This window comes from Leucobacter celer subsp. astrifaciens, assembly GCF_001273835.1.
In the GTDB taxonomy this organism is placed as follows: Bacteria; Actinomycetota; Actinomycetes; order Actinomycetales; family Microbacteriaceae; genus Leucobacter; species Leucobacter celer.
In genome coordinates this window covers 24,341-40,442 of sequence record NZ_JHEI01000144.1, presented here as the reverse complement: position 1 = coordinate 40,442, position 16,102 = coordinate 24,341, and the positions used below count along the sequence as shown (strand labels likewise).

14 protein-coding genes are annotated in these 16,102 nt (G+C 69.3%); 5 read left to right on the top strand and 9 right to left on the bottom strand.

Features of this window, described 5'->3' with window-relative positions:
- Positions 1 to 69 precede the first annotated feature (69 nt).
- A complete protein-coding gene (locus AMS65_RS15135; RefSeq protein WP_075201035.1) occupies positions 70 to 3,042 on the bottom strand; it encodes a cytochrome P450 in 2,973 nt (990 codons plus the stop codon).
- 114 nt (positions 3,043 to 3,156) lie between these two features.
- Between AMS65_RS15135 and AMS65_RS15130 the strand changes: the two genes are divergently transcribed.
- Together AMS65_RS15130 and AMS65_RS15125 are read left to right on the top strand one after the other, a co-directional pair.
- Complete coding sequence (locus tag AMS65_RS15130) at positions 3,157 to 3,636, top strand: HtaA domain-containing protein (protein WP_053385014.1); 480 nt, start codon at positions 3,157 to 3,159, stop codon at positions 3,634 to 3,636.
- A complete protein-coding gene (locus AMS65_RS15125; protein WP_053385013.1) occupies positions 3,629 to 4,552 on the top strand; it encodes a LysR substrate-binding domain-containing protein in 924 nt (307 codons plus the stop codon). The genes AMS65_RS15130 and AMS65_RS15125 overlap by 8 nt, the downstream gene beginning before the upstream one ends.
- A 10-nt stretch (positions 4,553 to 4,562) precedes the next feature.
- Here AMS65_RS15125 and AMS65_RS15120 read toward each other — a convergent pair whose 3' ends face one another.
- The 7 genes from AMS65_RS15120 to AMS65_RS15090 all read right to left on the bottom strand — a co-directional run bounded on the left by AMS65_RS15120 (position 4,563) and on the right by AMS65_RS15090 (position 12,177).
- Positions 4,563 to 5,903, bottom strand: coding sequence for an MFS transporter (locus tag AMS65_RS15120; RefSeq protein WP_053385012.1), 1,341 nt, complete (start codon positions 5,901 to 5,903; stop codon positions 4,563 to 4,565).
- A gap of 173 nt (positions 5,904 to 6,076) precedes the next feature.
- The gene (locus tag AMS65_RS15115) at positions 6,077 to 7,480 is read right to left on the bottom strand and encodes an aldehyde dehydrogenase family protein (RefSeq protein ID WP_053385011.1); all 1,404 of its coding nucleotides are present in this window, start codon (positions 7,478 to 7,480) and stop codon (positions 6,077 to 6,079) included.
- 41 nt (positions 7,481 to 7,521) lie between these two features.
- A complete protein-coding gene (gene dctP / locus AMS65_RS15110; RefSeq protein ID WP_053385010.1) occupies positions 7,522 to 8,679 on the bottom strand; it encodes a TRAP transporter substrate-binding protein DctP in 1,158 nt (385 codons plus the stop codon).
- Between the two features lie 120 nt (positions 8,680 to 8,799).
- Complete coding sequence (locus tag AMS65_RS15105; protein ID WP_053385009.1) at positions 8,800 to 10,254, bottom strand: TRAP transporter large permease; 1,455 nt, start codon at positions 10,252 to 10,254, stop codon at positions 8,800 to 8,802.
- Positions 10,255 to 10,293: 39 nt separating this feature from the next.
- Positions 10,294 to 10,839, bottom strand: a complete 546-nt coding sequence (locus AMS65_RS15100) for a TRAP transporter small permease (RefSeq protein ID WP_053385008.1) — start codon at positions 10,837 to 10,839, stop codon at positions 10,294 to 10,296.
- Positions 10,840 to 10,847: 8 nt separating this feature from the next.
- Complete coding sequence (locus tag AMS65_RS15095; protein ID WP_053385007.1) at positions 10,848 to 11,735, bottom strand: NAD(P)-dependent oxidoreductase; 888 nt, start codon at positions 11,733 to 11,735, stop codon at positions 10,848 to 10,850.
- Between the two features lie 4 nt (positions 11,736 to 11,739).
- Positions 11,740 to 12,177 carry a carboxymuconolactone decarboxylase family protein gene (locus tag AMS65_RS15090; RefSeq protein ID WP_083451750.1) on the bottom strand — a complete coding sequence of 146 codons (438 nt, stop codon included), beginning with the start codon at positions 12,175 to 12,177 and terminating at the stop codon, positions 11,740 to 11,742.
- Positions 12,178 to 12,393: 216 nt separating this feature from the next.
- On the opposite strand from AMS65_RS15090, the gene AMS65_RS15085 reads away from it, so the two are divergent.
- On the top strand, positions 12,394 to 13,344 hold the full coding sequence (locus tag AMS65_RS15085) for an AraC-like ligand-binding domain-containing protein (RefSeq protein WP_053385006.1): 951 nt from the start codon (positions 12,394 to 12,396) through the stop codon (positions 13,342 to 13,344).
- Positions 13,345 to 13,531: 187 nt separating this feature from the next.
- Here the strand turns inward: AMS65_RS15085 and proC are convergent, their stop codons facing one another.
- On the bottom strand, positions 13,532 to 14,395 hold the full coding sequence (gene proC / locus AMS65_RS15080) for a pyrroline-5-carboxylate reductase (protein WP_053385005.1): 864 nt from the start codon (positions 14,393 to 14,395) through the stop codon (positions 13,532 to 13,534).
- A 78-nt stretch (positions 14,396 to 14,473) separates the two neighbouring features.
- Here proC and AMS65_RS15075 point away from each other — a divergent pair, with 78 nt between their 5' ends.
- Entirely contained in the window at positions 14,474 to 14,779 is a 306-nt protein-coding gene (locus AMS65_RS15075; protein WP_053385004.1) for a cation diffusion facilitator family transporter, read from the top strand.
- Positions 14,780 to 14,930: 151 nt separating this feature from the next.
- Positions 14,931 to 16,082 carry an ABC transporter substrate-binding protein gene (locus AMS65_RS15070; protein WP_193787037.1) on the top strand — a complete coding sequence of 384 codons (1,152 nt, stop codon included), beginning with the start codon at positions 14,931 to 14,933 and terminating at the stop codon, positions 16,080 to 16,082.
- Positions 16,083 to 16,102 lie beyond the last annotated feature (20 nt).

The window sequence follows — 16,102 nt, the reverse complement described above, 5'->3', positions numbered from 1 at the left end:
CTCCGCTCAACCGGCGGACGGGCTTCGACTCCGCTGCGCTCCGCTCAACCGGCGGACGGGCTTCGACGGCTATCCCCTCACCGCCGCGGCCGACACCTCCGCGAAGACCCCCGCAGCCCAGTCGCGGGCCGCATCCGCTGCGGCGATCGAACCGCCGGCGTCGTGCCGCCCGTACTCCCCCAGTCGCGAGGCGCCGCACGCCTGCAGCGCCTCGTCGACGAGCTCGCTGCCGCGCGAGTAGGTGCGCTCGTAGCTGCGATCCCCCATCCCGAAGACGGCGTAGCGCACCCCGGTCAGGTCGGGGCGGTCCTCGCGCAGATCGCGGTGGAAGGGCTGCGCGGCGCTCGGCACCTCGCCGTCGCCGTAGGTGGAGCAGACGACGAGGTGCAGGCGCGAGGGATCGAGCCCGGCCGCACTCGTCTGCGCGAGATCGCGCACCTCCACGTCGGCGTCCTCGCCGAACATGCGCGCGAGCTCGTCCGCCACGAGCTCCGCACCGCCCGACTCGGATCCGAAGAGAATGGTCGTGGGAACTCCCGCGCCGATCGCCGCGGCCGAGCCCGCCTGGAGGGGCGGCAGCTCGAGACTCTCGTCACCCGCGGCCGCGAGCTGCGCCTCCCGGCTCGGCAGCTTCGCGCGCTCGCGGCCCGGAGCCGCCGTGAGGCGCTCCCGCAGGTCGATGCGGCGCCACCCGTCGAAGTCGGTCTCGCCCGCCACCTCGGGCAGCCCGGGCGCCGTCACCGCGACCGCACCCGACTGCAGGTCGGCGGAGATGATGCGGGCGAGGTCGCGCGCGTCGGCGCGCTGGTCGGGAATGGTGCCGCGCGGTCCGCGACGCAGCCACCCCGCGGTGTAGAGCCCGGGCGAAACCCGGCCGTCGGGGTGCGAGCCCGGCTCGACCGGGGTTCCCTCGTCGGCCGCGAATCCGATGGCGGTGATGACGTCGGCCGCGGGGATCCTCACCTCGCCGTCCGCGCCGCGGAACACCGCGGCCTCCACGCGCTCCTCTCCCTCCAGCCGTTCCGGGGACAGGCCGAACCACCACTCGATGCTGATGCGGGGCACGGCCGAGGAGGCATCGCCACCGCCCGCGGAGAGGGCCCGCACGGCGTCGATGCGCGCATCGCGGCCGTCATCGGGCAGCTCGCCCGCGCCGTGCACGATGTGGCGCACGCCGGGGAGACCGGCGAGCTCGCGCACCATCACCGGGTCGAACTTCGCGGCCGCCGGGGCGCTGCGCCCCACCAGGTGCACGGTGCGCACCCGCTCGGTGAAGCTCCGGTGGGCGGCGTCGTCGATGTCCGAGCCCTCGAGTCCCGCGGCGTCGCGCGCGATGAGCCGCGTGATGTCCATCGCCACGTTGCCGTGTCCGACCACGACGACGGTCTCGTCCAGCGGTTCGGGCACGGCCTCGTCGGGATGGCCGTTGAGGAAGCGCGTCACGGCTCCCGCGCCGCGCACACCCGCGAGCCCCGCCCCGGGGGCCGGCAGCCGCGCGTCGCGGTGCATGCCGGTCGCGAGCACGACGACGTCGTACGCCCGTTCGAGTTCTTCGAGCGAGACGTCGGCGCCGAGTCGGCAGTTGCCGCGGAAGCGCACGCCCTCCTCCGTGAAGAGGCGGTCGAACTGACGTGCGACGGCCTTGGTGCCCTGGTGATCGGCAGCGACGCCGTAGCGCACGAGCCCGTACGGAGTGGGGAGTTCGTCGAACACCTCGATCGGCGCGGCCGGAAAGGTGCGTCGCAGCGTCTGCGCGGTGAAGCTCCCGGCGGGGCCGGATCCCACGATCGCGATGCGCGGCGCAGCCGCTTCGTCCCCGCGGTCGGCGGGAGCGACGCCGCTCGCGGATCGGCGGCCGCTCCATGTCACGGGGAGCTTCAGCATGCCTCGGAACACCCAGCCGCCGACCTCCGCAGGGTCGTCCTCGGCGATCGACAGCCCCTCGAGCGAGGAGAAGAGCAGCGGGAGCGCCACCTCCGCGACCTCGGCCCGGGCCACCCAGGCTCCGAGGCACACGTGCACGCCCTTGCCGAAGGCGAGGTGCGGTTTCGCCTCGCGGCGGATGTCGAAGACGGCGGGGTTCTCCCAGACCCGCCCGTCGCGATTGGCGGAGAGGATGCAGATGCCGAGCCTGGCCCCCGCCGGCAGTCGCACGCCGGCGAGCTCAGTGTCCCGCGTCACCTGGCGCGAGTAGAGCCCGATGGGTGCCACCCAGCGGATCGTCTCGTCGAAGGTCGCCTGCCAGAGCGACGGGTCGTGTTCGACCGCCGCCCGCTGCTCGGGGTGCGTGAGCAGCGCCCACGCGGCCACGCCGAGTGCGTCGCGGGGCTCGTTGAGCCCGCCGCCGATCGTCATCTTCACGTTGGCCCTGATGCGGTCGAGCGGCATGCGGTAGTCGGGGATCTGCAGCAGCTGGGACAGCAGCGACTCGTTCGGGTTCGCCGCGTGCCACGCGAGCATCTCGTCGAGCGCCAGGTCGACCTCGTCGAACGACTGCTTGCCGAGCGCCCACACCTCGGGATCGTCGGCGTAGTTGCCCGTCGCGTCGATCATGGTCTGCGACCAGCGCTGCAGGTCCTGCTGCGTGGCGTTGTGCAGGCCGATGAGCTCGCGCAGGCTCTCGGCCGCGAACGGGGCCGCGAAGTCCCAGATGAGGTCGGCACCGGGTCCCTTCGCGATGAGCTCCTCGAGGTAGTGCTCGGCGTTGCGCTGGAACTTCGACTTCCAGATGCGCTGCACCGCGCCGGGTCTGAGCGCGGGTTGCCAGGCCTTGCGCTCGATGTAGTGCTCCGGGTCGTCGCGCCGCAGCATCGAGTGCCCCATGGCCCGGATCTGCAGCGACCCCTGTTCATCGGCGGAGAAGAGCTCCTGATCGAGCTCGGTCTCGTGCACCGCCTCGTAGGAGGTGATCAGGTAGCGGCCCACCTGCGGCACCCAGTGCACACCGCCCTCGGCGCGGAGCCGCTCGTAGATGGGGAAGGGATCGCGGTAGAGGTCGGGAATGGTCACCCAGTCCGCGACCGGAGCCTCGTTGCTCGTCATTGCACACCTCATCGTTCTGAACTGCCGTACGCCTTCGAGTATGCGGGCCGCATAAAGGAAACAAAAACGGAATTATCTGCATTGATTGTTCGATCCCATGCGATAATAGGGTCCATGATTCGCACGCATCCTCACCGAAGCGCGCTCGAGTGGGGCATCAAGCGCTCGCTCGTGCAGTACGTCCTCGGCATGGACGACGGCGCCGCCGAGGTCTCGCCGCCCGCGCACGCGATCGACGATCGCTTCCGATTCCCGGCCGCGGAGCACGATCCGGCCCTCGACTCCGACGCCCTGCGATTCACCGGCACCGTGACGCTCAGCGGCCACGGCGGCATGCTGAAGCTGGTGTTCGCCGACCCCTGGCTCGTGCCGGGCGCGAGCCTCGACGACGCCTGGACCCTGACGATCGCGGACGCGTACGACCCCGGGCGCCGCATCGCCTTCGCCACCGTCTCCCGCGTCGCCCTCGACCTCGCGGGCGGGGCGACGACGAGCGGCACCCGGCTCACCGCGGACGGCGCCGATCTCTTCTTCGCCGGCCCCTACTCCGCGGGCACCGATCTCGACGACCCCGTGGTCATCGCGCATGACTGAGCCGCTCGACGCTGCGCTGCCCGCGTTCACGCTGCGGCAGCTGGCCTATCTCGTGGCGGCCTCCGACGAGGGCACCATCACGGGCGCCGCCGAGCTGCTCCACGTCTCGCCCTCGGCCATGTCCGACGCCATCACCGAGCTCGAGTCGGTGATGCGGGAGCGTCTGTGCGTGCGCCGCCGCGCGCACGGTCTCACGCTCACCCCGGCCGGCGAGCAGCTCGTGCACCACGCGCGGCGCATGCTGGCGGAGGCGGAGGAGTTGCGCCGGTCCGTGGGAGGCGGCGGGCAGCTGTCGGGGCCGGTGGTGATCGGCTGCTACCCCACCCTCGCGCCCACGATCCTGCCCCCGCTGCTGCAGGACTTCCCCGCGCTGCACCCCGACATCGAGCTCTCCATCCGCGAGGCGACGCAGGACCGCCTGGCCGACGACCTCGCCTCCGGGCGCATCGACGTCGCCTTCGTCTACGACATGCTCGTGCCTGGCGACACCGAGCGCGCCCGGCTCTACGAGCTGCAGGCCCACGCGATACTCGGCGCGGGGCACCCGCTGGCCGGCCGGAAGACCGTGCGGCTCGAGGAGCTGGTGGATGACGACCTGATCCTGCTCGACGCTCCGCCCTCGAGCGAGCACACGCTCTCCGTGTTCGCCGAGCGCGGTCTCCGCCCGAGCATCCGGCACCGGACAGCCAGCTACGAGGTAGTGCGCACGCTCGTCGCGCGCGGGCTCGGCTACGGCATCCTCGTCTCCCGCGTGGCAAATCCCAACAGCTACGAGGGCCTGCCGCTCGTCGAGAAACCGCTCGCGCCGGCGGTGCGACCGGTCGCGGTCGACATGATCTGGGCGCCGGACCGGCCAGTCCCCGCGCGAACTCGAGCCTTGATCGAGTTCGCGCGGGGCATCGCCTGGCCCGCGTGACGCGCGCCGGTCAGGCCGCGGCGACCGGCTCCCGCGCTTCGGAGTCCTCCCGCTCGATGAGCGGCGTGCCCCAGCGGTCCTTGATGATGAGCACGGCGGCGATCGAGATCGCCGCCATCAGCGCGAGGTAGAGCGACACGGAGCCGATCCAGCCGGTGGTCTGCTGCAGCCAGGTGGCGATGGTGGGGGCGAACGCACCCCCGAGGATCGCGCCGAGCGCGTACGAGAGCGAGACGCCCGAGTAGCGCACGCGCGACGGGAAGATCTCTGCGAAGTACGCGGCCTGCGGGCCGTAGGTGAGACCGGTCGAGACCATCCAGGCCGAGAGCGAGATGGCGATCATCACGACGATCTGCGTGTCGACCAGCAGGAAGAGCGGGAACGCCCACAGGATCTGCAGGGCGTAGCCGACGAGGTACACCTTGCGGCGGCTCCGCCAGCGGTCCGACAGCCAGCCGCCGAGGAGCGTGGTGCAGGCCCAGACCGCTGAGGCGAGCGTGACGCACCACAGGATCTGGGTGCGGTCCATGCCGTGCACCGTCGTCGCGTACGAGAGCACGTAGCCGCCGGTCGACATGTAGCCCGCCGCGTTGTTGCCCGCGAAGGTGAGCGCCACGAGGATCACGAGCCACCAGTGCTTCTTCATCAGTTCCACGAGCGGCATCTTGGAGCGGGCCTTGCTCTCGCGCAGCTCCAGGAACACCGGGCTCTCCTCGACCGAGCGGCGGATGATGAAGCCGACGACCAGCAGCACGACGCCGATGAGGAACGGGATCCGCCAGCCGAACTCAAGGAAGCCCTCCGGGCCGAAGGCGGCGGTGGTGATCGCCAGCACGCCCGAGGCGAGCAGCATGCCGAAGGGCACGCCGAGCTGGGGCGCCGAGCCGAACAGCCCGCGCTTGCCGTCGGGGGCGTGCTCCACGGCCATGAGCGCAGCTCCGCCCCACTCTCCGCCGGCGGAGAACCCCTGCACGATGCGCAGGAGCACCAGCAGGATCGGGGCGAGGATGCCCGCGGACGCGTAGGTCGGCAGCAGGCCGATCAGCGTGGTGGCGGCGCCCATCAGCACGAGCGTCATCACCAGCATTGCGCGGCGACCGATGCGATCGCCGAGGTGGCCGGCGACGATCGCGCCGAGCGGACGGAACAGGAAGCTGATGCCGACCGTCGCGAACGAGACCAGCAGGGCCGCCTGGGCGCCGAGCGGCTCGAAGAAGAGCTGGGCGAACACGAGCGCCGCCGTATTCGCGTAGATGAAGAAGTCGTACCACTCGATGGTGGTGCCGACCATGGTCGCGATCGCAACGCGCCGGCCTTCGCGGCGCGGGCGGCTCGGTGCCGTCGTAGACATGACAGACTCCCTTGTCCGTAGTGAGTTCCCCCGCGCGTCTGCGCGAGGCCACACACATCATCGGCTCGCGCCAATGCACGGGTCAAACGGATTTAGCTGCATATCAAATGCTGCAAATCCGAACAAGACGAGGGAGGCGGCGGAGGGACCCGGGTCCCTCCGCCGCGGGTGGGTTACACGGTGATGACTTTAGGTGCGGCAACAGCTTTGAGGCCGTGCGCCCCGAACTCGAGCCCGTACCCCGACGCCTTCACACCCCCGAACGGCACCATCGGGTTCAACGTGCCATGCTGGTTGATCCACACCGTCCCCGCGTCGATGCGCTCCGCAACCCGGCGCGCCTCCACCGGGTCCCCCCACACCGACGCCCCGAGCCCCTGCTCCGACGCATTCGCACGCGCGATCGCGTCCTCCAGATCCGTGTACCGGATCACCGGGATCACCGGCCCGAACTGCTCCTCGTCCACCAACGCCGCACCGTCCTCGATCTCCGTCACGATCGTGGTGCGGTAGAACTGCGCCCCCAACTCCGGCGCAGCCTCGCCCCCGGTCACGACCCTCGCACCCCGCGCCCGCGCATCCTCCACAAGACGACTCACGATCTCGAACTGCTGCGGCGTCGAGAGCGGACCCAGCAGACTCTCCTCGCTCGTACCCGCCCCCATCGGCACCGACTCCGCCAACGCCCCCAACGCGGCAACAACATCGTCGTACACCGAATCATGCACGTACAGCCGCTTCAACGCCGCACAGGTCTGCCCCGTATTGATGAAAATCCCCCAGAACAAGCCCTCCGCGATCGCCGCGACATCCGCACCCGGCAGCACGATCCCCGGATCATTGCCCCCCAGCTCCAGCGTCAACCGGGCCAGATTCTCCGCAGAACCCCGCACGATCTCCCGCCCCGTCTCCGTCGACCCCGTGAACATCACCTTGTCGATCCCCGGATGCTTCGCGATCGCAGCTCCCACCTCACGGTTCCCCGACACGACCGTCAGCACGCCCTCGGGCAGGTGCCGGTTCATCAGCTCGACCACCGCGAGCACACTCAACGGCGTGAAACTGCTCGGCTTCACCACCACCGTGTTCCCCATCCGCAACGACGGAGCGATCTGCCAGATCCCGATCAGCGCCGGCCAATTCCACGGACCGATCGCCGCCACCACACCCAGCGGCACATAATGCAACTCCGAACGCGTCCCCTCCGCCTCGAACAGCACCTCCGGCTCGATCACCGTGTCCGCCGCACTCCGCACCCACACCGCGCACCCCGCCGCCTCGAACCTGGCACCCGCCCCGTTCAACGGCTTGCCCTGCTCCCTGGCGATGATCCACGCAAGCTCCTCCGCATGCGCATCGATCTCATCCGCCGCGAGATGCAGCACCCGCGACCGCTCCGCATGCCCCAGCGCAGCCCACCCCACCTGCGCCGCACCCGCCGCAGCAACCGCCGCGTCCAGATCCGCCACAGTATGCACCGGCGCACATCCAACCGTCTCACCCGTCGCCGCATCCGGGATCGCGCGTCCGATGCTCGCGTCCACCGTGATCGCGTCAAGCACTGCATTGCCAGTCATCTGATCTCTCCTCATCCTCTTCGAACCGTGCCGGGCGCCGGTCATCGACCCGCGAACGATGCCACGCAGGCGACCGTCGCATCGTCGTAGGCCACGTCGTCGTAGGTCTCGAGGCCGTCGATGTACCGCTCGAGCACACCCTCCGCGTCTTCGAGGCCCTGCTCGGTCGCGAGCTTGATCCACATCTCCTCGCCCGAGTCGCCGAGCGCGTCCTGCCATGCCCGGGTGTCCTGCTCGTCCCAGGCAGTGAGCGACTTCACCGTGGGTGCGTCTTTCATCTGCTGGCACTGGCCCGCTGCGACCTCGTTGAACGCGGCGATGCCGGCACCCGTGTTGAGTTCCTCGGCCACCTGATCGAACTGCTCGCGCAGGTCATCGGGCAGTGCGGCGTACGCGTCCGCGTTCACCCACATGCCAAACGTCGAGTACTGGCCCACACCGGGGTCGCTCCAGTCGGACAGCAGCTCCATGATGCCGTAGTTCACGGGGAAGTCGATGGCGCCGCCGATGGTGGATACGACGCCGCGTTCGACGGCCTCGTAGGTTTCGGGGGCCGTGACGGCGACGATGTTCGCGCCCTGGTCTCCGATCGCCTGCTGGATGATGGGGCCGGAGACCCTCACCTGCGCGTTCTGGAACTGCGCGACGCTCTCGATCGGTTCGTGACCGCCGAGCAGGAAGCGGCCGACCGGCCAGGTGGCCACGTGGTGCAGGCCGTTGCGATCCATGATCGCCTTGGCGGGCTCGTAGTCCTCGTGCAGGTCGTAGATCGACTGCATCGCGGCCTGGGCGTTCTGGCTCAGGAACGGGATGCTCACCATGCTGGTCGAGGGGAAGTACTGCGGAGTGTAGTCGGGCACCGTCACCCCGATCTGGGCGCGTCCGTCGCGCACGCAATCGGCGACTTCGGGCGCCTTGCAGAGCGCCTCGGTCGCGGTCCGCTCGAAGCTGATCCGGCCATCGGTGGCCTCCTCGACGCGGTCGAGGAACCAGTTCTGCACCGCTGCGTTCGGAGTGTCCGCCTGCGCGCCCGTCACGAGCGTCCAGGTGACCGTCTCACCGCCGTCGCCGTCGCCGTCGCCGGCCGGCGCGTTGTTGATGCCCGAGCAGCCGGCGAGCGCGAGGCTCGCAGCCGCGGCAAGAGCGATCCCGCCCGTGACTCGAGCGAATCGTCGGGAATGCTGGTGTGTGGAGAACATCGTTGTCCTTTCTGGATATCCCGCTGCCGTACGGAGCGAGTATGAGTTCATTGTTCAGTGGCGTTTCTGCGCTGTCTTTGGCGAGCGGCGCAGACGGGTGAGGCATTCGCGCAAGGAGCGTCAGCCCGCCCCTTGCGCGACGAGGGACGGCAGGAACAGGGTGATCGCCGGCACGAAGAAGAGGATCGCCGAGACCACGAGGTCCATGAGCATCAGCGGCAGCACGCCTCTGAACACCGTCTCGGTGCGCACCCCCGTGGCGCCGGAGACGACGAAGCAGGTCATACCCACCGGCGGTGTCACCATGCCGATCGCCGTGAGCTTCACGATCATGAGGCCGAGCCAGATGCCGTTGAATCCGAGTTCCATCGCGATCGGGTAGATGATCGGGATCGTGATGATCAGCACCGATATCTCGTCGAGCGCGGTGCCGAGCGGCAGCAGGAGCAGGAGGAGGAGACCGATCGTCAGGAGCGGCGGCACGTCGAGTCCCGCCACCCAGTTAGTCACGGTATCGGGCACGTGGGCCGCGATGAGGAAGGTCGAGAACACGCTCGATCCGACGAGGATCATGAACACCATGGAGGTGGTCTGCGCCGTATCGAGCAGAGCTCCCTTCACATTGCCCCACATCGTCGCCCAGCCGTCGCGACGGAACTCCCAGAGCAGGATCACGAGGGCGACGAACGCGGCGATCGCGGCGGACTCGGTCGAGGTGAAGATGCCCGAGAACATGCCCCCGAGAATGATCAGGAAGATCATGCTCAGGCGCACGAGGCCCCGCCAGGGCAGCGTGCGCAGCGTGCGGCCGTAGACCTGCTGCACGGCTTCGGTGTTCGGCGTGCCCGGGGGCAGCGGTGCCGCACTCGCACCGGACTCGGTCGAGGGCGAACGCCTCGTTCGTGCCTCGGCCGCATCGGCGTGGGCCACCGCGACGGCCTCGACGAGCGTCGCCTCAGGGCGCACGATCTGCCGGTGCCCCACGACCAGGATGTAGACGATGTAGCCGAGCGCCGAGAGGATGCCCGGGATGATGCCCGCGGCGAGGATCTGGGCGACCGATTCGCCGGTCATGATCGCGTACAGCACGAGGAAGGTGCTGGGAGGGATCACGACGCCGAGCGTGCCCGCGATGGCCACGATGCCGGTGGCGAGCGCGGCCGGATAGCCGTAGGCGCGCATCTGACCGACCGACAGCTTCGACATCGTGGCGGCCGTTCCGATACTCGATCCCGAGACCGCCGAGAAACCCGCGCACGCCATGACCGTGGCGACGCCGAGGCCCCCGGGGAACCGGCTGACCATGTGGTTCGCGACCGCGAACACGTGCTCCGCGATCCGAGCCCGCATCGCGAACATGCCCATGAGGATGAACATCGGGATGATCGTCAGCGAGAAGCTCGCAGTGGCGCTGAACGGCACCGAGCCGAGCACATTGGTGGTGTAGTCGGTGCCCTGCAGGATGCCGAGCCCCAGCGCACCCGAGAGGCCGAGCGACAGGGCGACCGGCATGCGCAGCATCAGCAGCACGATCAGCAGGACGACTATCGTGAGCACGATCATCGTGACGAGCATGAGGACCTCCCGGTCTGCGCGGTGAACTGGTCGCGGGTGCTACGCATCGAGCACCACCTCCGTGTCTTCCCCGTATGCGGTGCGGCCGCGGATCACGCGGACCAGATTGACGATCGCCACGACCGTCCAGAACAGCAGGCCGACCGCGATGATCCAGCGCAGCGGCCACACCGGCCACTGCACGAGGCCGAAACGGGTCTCGCTCATGCTCGTGGACTGCATGGCGCGCATGAACAGCGCGGCCGTCATCCAGCCGAGGATCGCGGCGTTCAGGGCCCAGATGAGCACCGAGACGGCTCGGGCGTGGCCCGGCTTCAGGCGATCGGTGACGATCGTGACCGCGACGTGCCCGCCCTGGATCGAGGTCCAGGCGAGGCCGAGGAACACCGAGGCGACGAGCGCGGTCTCCGCGATCTCCATCATGCCGGGCAGACTCGCCCGCGTGATCCAGCGCACGAGCACGTCGAGCACCGTCGCGAGCATGAGCACGACGAGCGCACCCGCTGCGATGACGCCGAGGGCTGCGCTGCACCGCTTCAGCCAGCGGTCGAAGACCGACCCTCCGGGTTCTGCCGATATCTCCACGGCGCTGCCTACCGGTCCCGCCAGAACTCGAAGGCGCGGGTGTGATCCACGTCTCCGAGCGCATCGAGCGCCTCGCCCATCGTCGCGGCCACGGCGTCGCACACCGGTGCCTCGTGTCCGGCGGCCTGCTGCACCCGCTGCGCGATCCTCACGTCCTTCGTGAAGAGCGGCAGGGCGAACCCGCTCGCGTACTCCCCGTCGACGATGTGGTCGGGCAGCACATGGGTCGTCACGAAGCTCTGGCCCGTCGATGCGTTGAACACCTCGACCATCACCCCCGGATCGAGGCCGAACCGGCTCCCCGCGACGAGGGCTTCGGTGGAGGCGGTGAACGCCGCCGCCGCCACGAAGTTGTTGAGCGCCTTCATCGCGTGGCCGGTACCGAGCCCGCCGGTGCGGAAGATGTGCGAGCTCATGGCGTCGATGACCGGGATCGCCCGCTCGGCGGCCGCGTCGTCGTCGGCACCGAGCATGATCGACAGAGTGCCCTCCACCGCGCGCTGACGGGCGCCGGAGACGGGGGCGTCGACCATCGCGTACCCGGCCCGCTGCAGCGCCTCGCCGGTCTCGACGGTCTCCGTGGGATCCGACGAGCTCATGTCGACGAATACGGTGCCGGGAGGCGCGGGGATGCGGGGCTCGCCGTCCTCGCCGAGCAGCGCCTGGCGCACGATGGCACTGGTCGGCAGCATCATCACGATCACCTCGCGGTCGGCGAGCTCCGAGATGCGCTCCACCGCGGTGGCCCCGATCCGGTCGGCGAGTATCCGCGCGCGCTCGTAGTCCACGTCGAAGAGCGCGAGGTCGAACTCGCCGGAGGCCGCGATGTTGCTCGACATCGGGTCCCCCATGGTGCCCAGGCCGATGAAACCGACCCGCGTGATCCGCTCGTTCATACCGTCATTCCTTTCCGCGCGGTGCTCGCCGCGCACGACCGGCCTCACCGTCGAGATCCAGCGCGATCCCCTGCTCCTCGAGGATCTCCTCGACCGCGCGCAGACCCTCGACCGCGGCGGGGATGCCGCAGTACAGGATCGAGTGGACGACCACCTCGCGCAGTTCCAGCGGGGTGACGCCGTTCGCGAGCGCACCCCGCGCGTGGATCCGAAGCTCGTGCGACTTGCCCTGCGCGATGAGCATCGCGAAGGTGATCCTGCTCCGTTCGGCGTACGAGAGCCCGTCGCGCTGCCAGATGTCGCCGAAGCAGTATCTGGTCACGAAGTCCTGCAGCTTGTCATTGAGATCCGAGGTGTGCTCCACCTGGTCTTCCGCTCCCTGCGGCCCGAACATCGTGCGGCGCTGGCGCAGGCCGACGTCGTACAGCTCGTCTTGGATCACGATCCACTCCTTTGAAGATTCCGCATCGCGGCGGCGTCGCCGCGCATGCCCTTCAGTGTGCCCGACCCTCCAGCCGCCGCACTTGTTCACCGCCGCAGGCGCGATGGCAGTTCGCGCACGCGTCCCGCCGAACCCCATTACCAGGTGGAGGAGTCGCACCGATGTCCGTATTGTTAAGGGCGGACGACGATGTTCAACGTGCAAGGAGGCAGGCCGATGTCGGCGCACGATCACCAGTATTCGATGGAGTCCCACGAGTCGGTCGGGTTCGACGAGTGGGTGCGGCTGGTCGGCAACCGCTTCGTCCCCCTCGCACTGTCGACCGGATCACCCGACACGTTCACGGGCACACTGCGCAGTCGCACCATCGGCGGCATCTGCATCACCGACATCGCCGCGTCCTCACACAGCGTGCACCGGCTCTCGAACGCCATCCGCAGGGACAAGAACGACCATCTCAAGCTGAGCATGCAGCTCGAGGGCGCGGGTCTGGTGCTGCAGGACGGCCGTAGCGCGCACCTCAGCCCCGGCGACGCCGCGATCTACGACACCTCCCGCCCCTACACCCTCGAGTACGGCGGCCCCATGCGGTCGCTCGTCATGCTCTTCCCCCACTCGATGCTCGGGCTCTCGGCGAGCATGGTGCACACCGTCACCGCGACGCGTCTCGCGGGCGACTCCGGGATCGGCCGGGTCATCTGCCCCTTCATGCAGCACATGGCCGAGAACCTCGACCAGCTCGAGGGGGTCAACGGTTCGCGCATCATGCACAGCGCGTTCGAACTCATCACCGCGCTGCTCTCCGCCGAGATCCAGGCGAGCTCGGCGAAGGACGAGCACGGGGTGGCGTTCGAGTCGGTGCGCATGTACATCGACTCGCACCTCTCCGATCCCGACCTCAACACCGACGCGATCGCGAAGGCCCACTTCGTCTCCACCCGACAGCTGCAGTACCTGTTCCAGGAGGAGGGGCTCACGGTCTCGGGCTACATCCGCTCGCGGCGTCTCGAGCGATGTCGGATGGACCTCGAGGACTCGGCGCTGCTGGAGCGCACGGTGCTGCAGATCGCGCAGGCCGGCGGTTTCGTCGACCTCAGCCACTTCAGCAAGCTCTTCAAGTCGACCTACGGCCGCACCCCGCGCGAGCATCGGCTCGCGCACGTCTGAGCCGCCCGCCGAACGCAGCCGCCGGTTGAGCGAGGAGCGCAGCGACGAGTCGAAACCGCATGCGGGTTTCGACTCGCTCCGCACGCTCAACCAGCGGAACGGTCAGGCTTCGACTCCCTCCGCTCGCTCAAGCAGCGGAACGGTCGGGTTTCGACTCGCTCCGCACGCTCAACCAGCGGATCCAGCCCTACTCCCCGCGCTCCAGCTCCTCCGAGCGGCGCACGTTCGCGGCGAGCGCACGATCGAACAGATCGCCCCACTCGGCGGCCTGCAGCACCGCGATGGCCTGCTCCGTGGTGCCCTTCGGGCTCGTCACGTTGCGACGCAGCTGCGCGGGATCCTCGCCGCTGGCCTGCATGAGCTCGGCCGCGCCCACGATGGTCTGCTGCACGAGCAGTCGCGCCTGATCCTCGTCGAATCCCAGCCGGCCGGCCGCGGCAGTCATCTCCTCCGCGTACAGGAAGAGGTAAGCGGGACCCGACCCCGACACCGCGGCGACGTCGTTGATCTGCTCCTCGCGCACCACGAGCACGATGCCCACCGTTTCGAACAGCCGTCGCACCGTGTCGACCGCCTCCGGGCCGGCAGAGGCTCCGGGGGCCACGCCGGTCGCCCCGCGCCCGATGTGCGACGGCGTGTTCGGCATCGCCCGCACCACGGAGATGCCCTCGGGCAGCAGCTCCTCGATGGCGGAGCTCGGCACGCCCGCCGCCACGCTCACCACGATCGCACCGGGTTCGAGGTCGTCGGCGATCTCGCGCACCACGTCGGCGATCATCCACGGCTTCACCCCGAGGATCACCAGCCGGGCCCCGCGCACCGCGTGCCGGTTCGCCTCCGGGTCGCTCTCCGCGGCGAAGGCGATCACGTCCTCGGCCCCCGAGAACGGCTCGGCGCTCGCGACAGAGCGCGTGGTGACCGTGATGGGGCCGTCGATGCGCACCCCGGGTGCACGCAGACCCGAGAGGATCGCGCCCCCCATCGATCCCACGCCGATCATGGCGGTACGGGGCAGCGCGTCGCTCTCTGCCAGGTGCTTCGTCTCGTTCATGCCGCCAGTCTAGAAGTGCGCCGCGTAGAATGTGGCAGAACAGGCCACACGAGCCGATGTCCGGGAGGCAATCGAGTCATGAGCGCACAGCAGCACGAGCACACCGCCGAGATCACAGCAGCACTGCTGGAGAGCACGCACGTTCGCCGTGTGCTCGATCTGGACGTCCAGGGTGCCGACGACGCGCTGTTCGTGGGGGCGAAGATCGACATCGACCCCGACGCGACCATGCGCGAGGTGTCGGTGATCCTGTACCAGGCCAAGCGGCGCGTACTGGCCGCCGTCCCCGCGGTCGAAGCCATCTACATCGAGCCCGACGTGTACCTCGATCCCAACGCCAAGACGCCCTCGACCAGCTCGATCGTGATGCTCTCCGAGGACTGACGCTTTCACCTCCCATTCATTTTCGGTCCACCCGTGGGCCGCTTCCGGGATACCCCGCCCGAATAGCGTGGGCATAGGATCAGGCCCCTTCCCGTGAGTATCGGGATCGCAGGGGCCTGCGATCCGCATGCACTCATCGGAAGGAAATGAAGTGACTTCACGCGCGATCCTGCGCTCAGCAGCGCTCACCGCCGCACTCGTTCTCGGGGCTTCGCTCGTCGCCTGCTCCGGCAGCGCCGACGGCGGCTCGTCCGACGGCGGCTCGTCCGACGGCTCCGGAGTCGATGCGGCCACCGCCACCAGCGCCGCCGATTTCGGCGGTCTCGACGGCCTCATCGCGGCCGCACAGGAGGAGGGCGAGCTCAACGTCATCGCCCTGCCCGAGGACTGGGCCAACTACGGCGCGATCATCGCCGGCTTCGAGGACGAGTACGGTATCACCGTCAACTCCGCCTCGCCCGACGCGTCGAGCGCCGAGGAGATCCAGGCGGCCGAGAACCTCAAGGGGCAGGACACCGCACCCGACGTCTTCGACCTCGGCACCGCCGTGGCGCTCGAGAACACCGACAAGTTCGCCCCGTACCGGGTCGAGACGTGGGACGACATCCCCGCCGAGAACAAGCACCCCGAGGGCCTCTGGGTCAACAACTACTCGGGCATCATGTCGCTCGGCTTCGACTCCGACAAGCTGCCGGAGCCCCAGGAGCTGCAGGACCTGCTGAGCGACGACTACCGCGGCGCGGTGGCCCTCAACGGCGATCCGACGCAGGCGGGCGCGGCGTTCGCGGCCGTCGGCTGGATCTCGGCGCTGAACGGCGGCGGGGTCGACGACTTCGGCCCCGGTATCGACTTCGTGGGCGAGATGCGCCAGGCCGGCAACTTCCTCACCCTCGATCCGACCCCCGCCACGATCGCCTCGGGCGAGACCCCGGCCGTCTTCGACTGGTCGTTCAACAACGTGGCGGCCGCCAAGGACAAGCCGAGCTGGCAGACCACCGTGTTGCCCGGCGCCGCGTACGTCTCCTTCTACAACGAGGCCATCAACCAGGACGCACCCCACCCCGCGGCCGCACGCCTCTGGCAGGAGTGGATCTTCTCGGACACCGCCCAGGCCCTGTTCCTCGAGGCCAACGCGGTCCCCGTGCGCGTCGAGGCGCTGAAGGCCGCCGGCGCGGCGGACGACCAGCTGATCGCGCAGGCCACCTTCGGCACCGACGGCGACGACTGGATCTCGCCCGACCAGGACCAGGTCGCAGCCGCGAACGCGGTGCTCGCGGAGCGCTGGGCCGCCACGATCAAGTAGCGATCGCGGGGGTGCCGGCA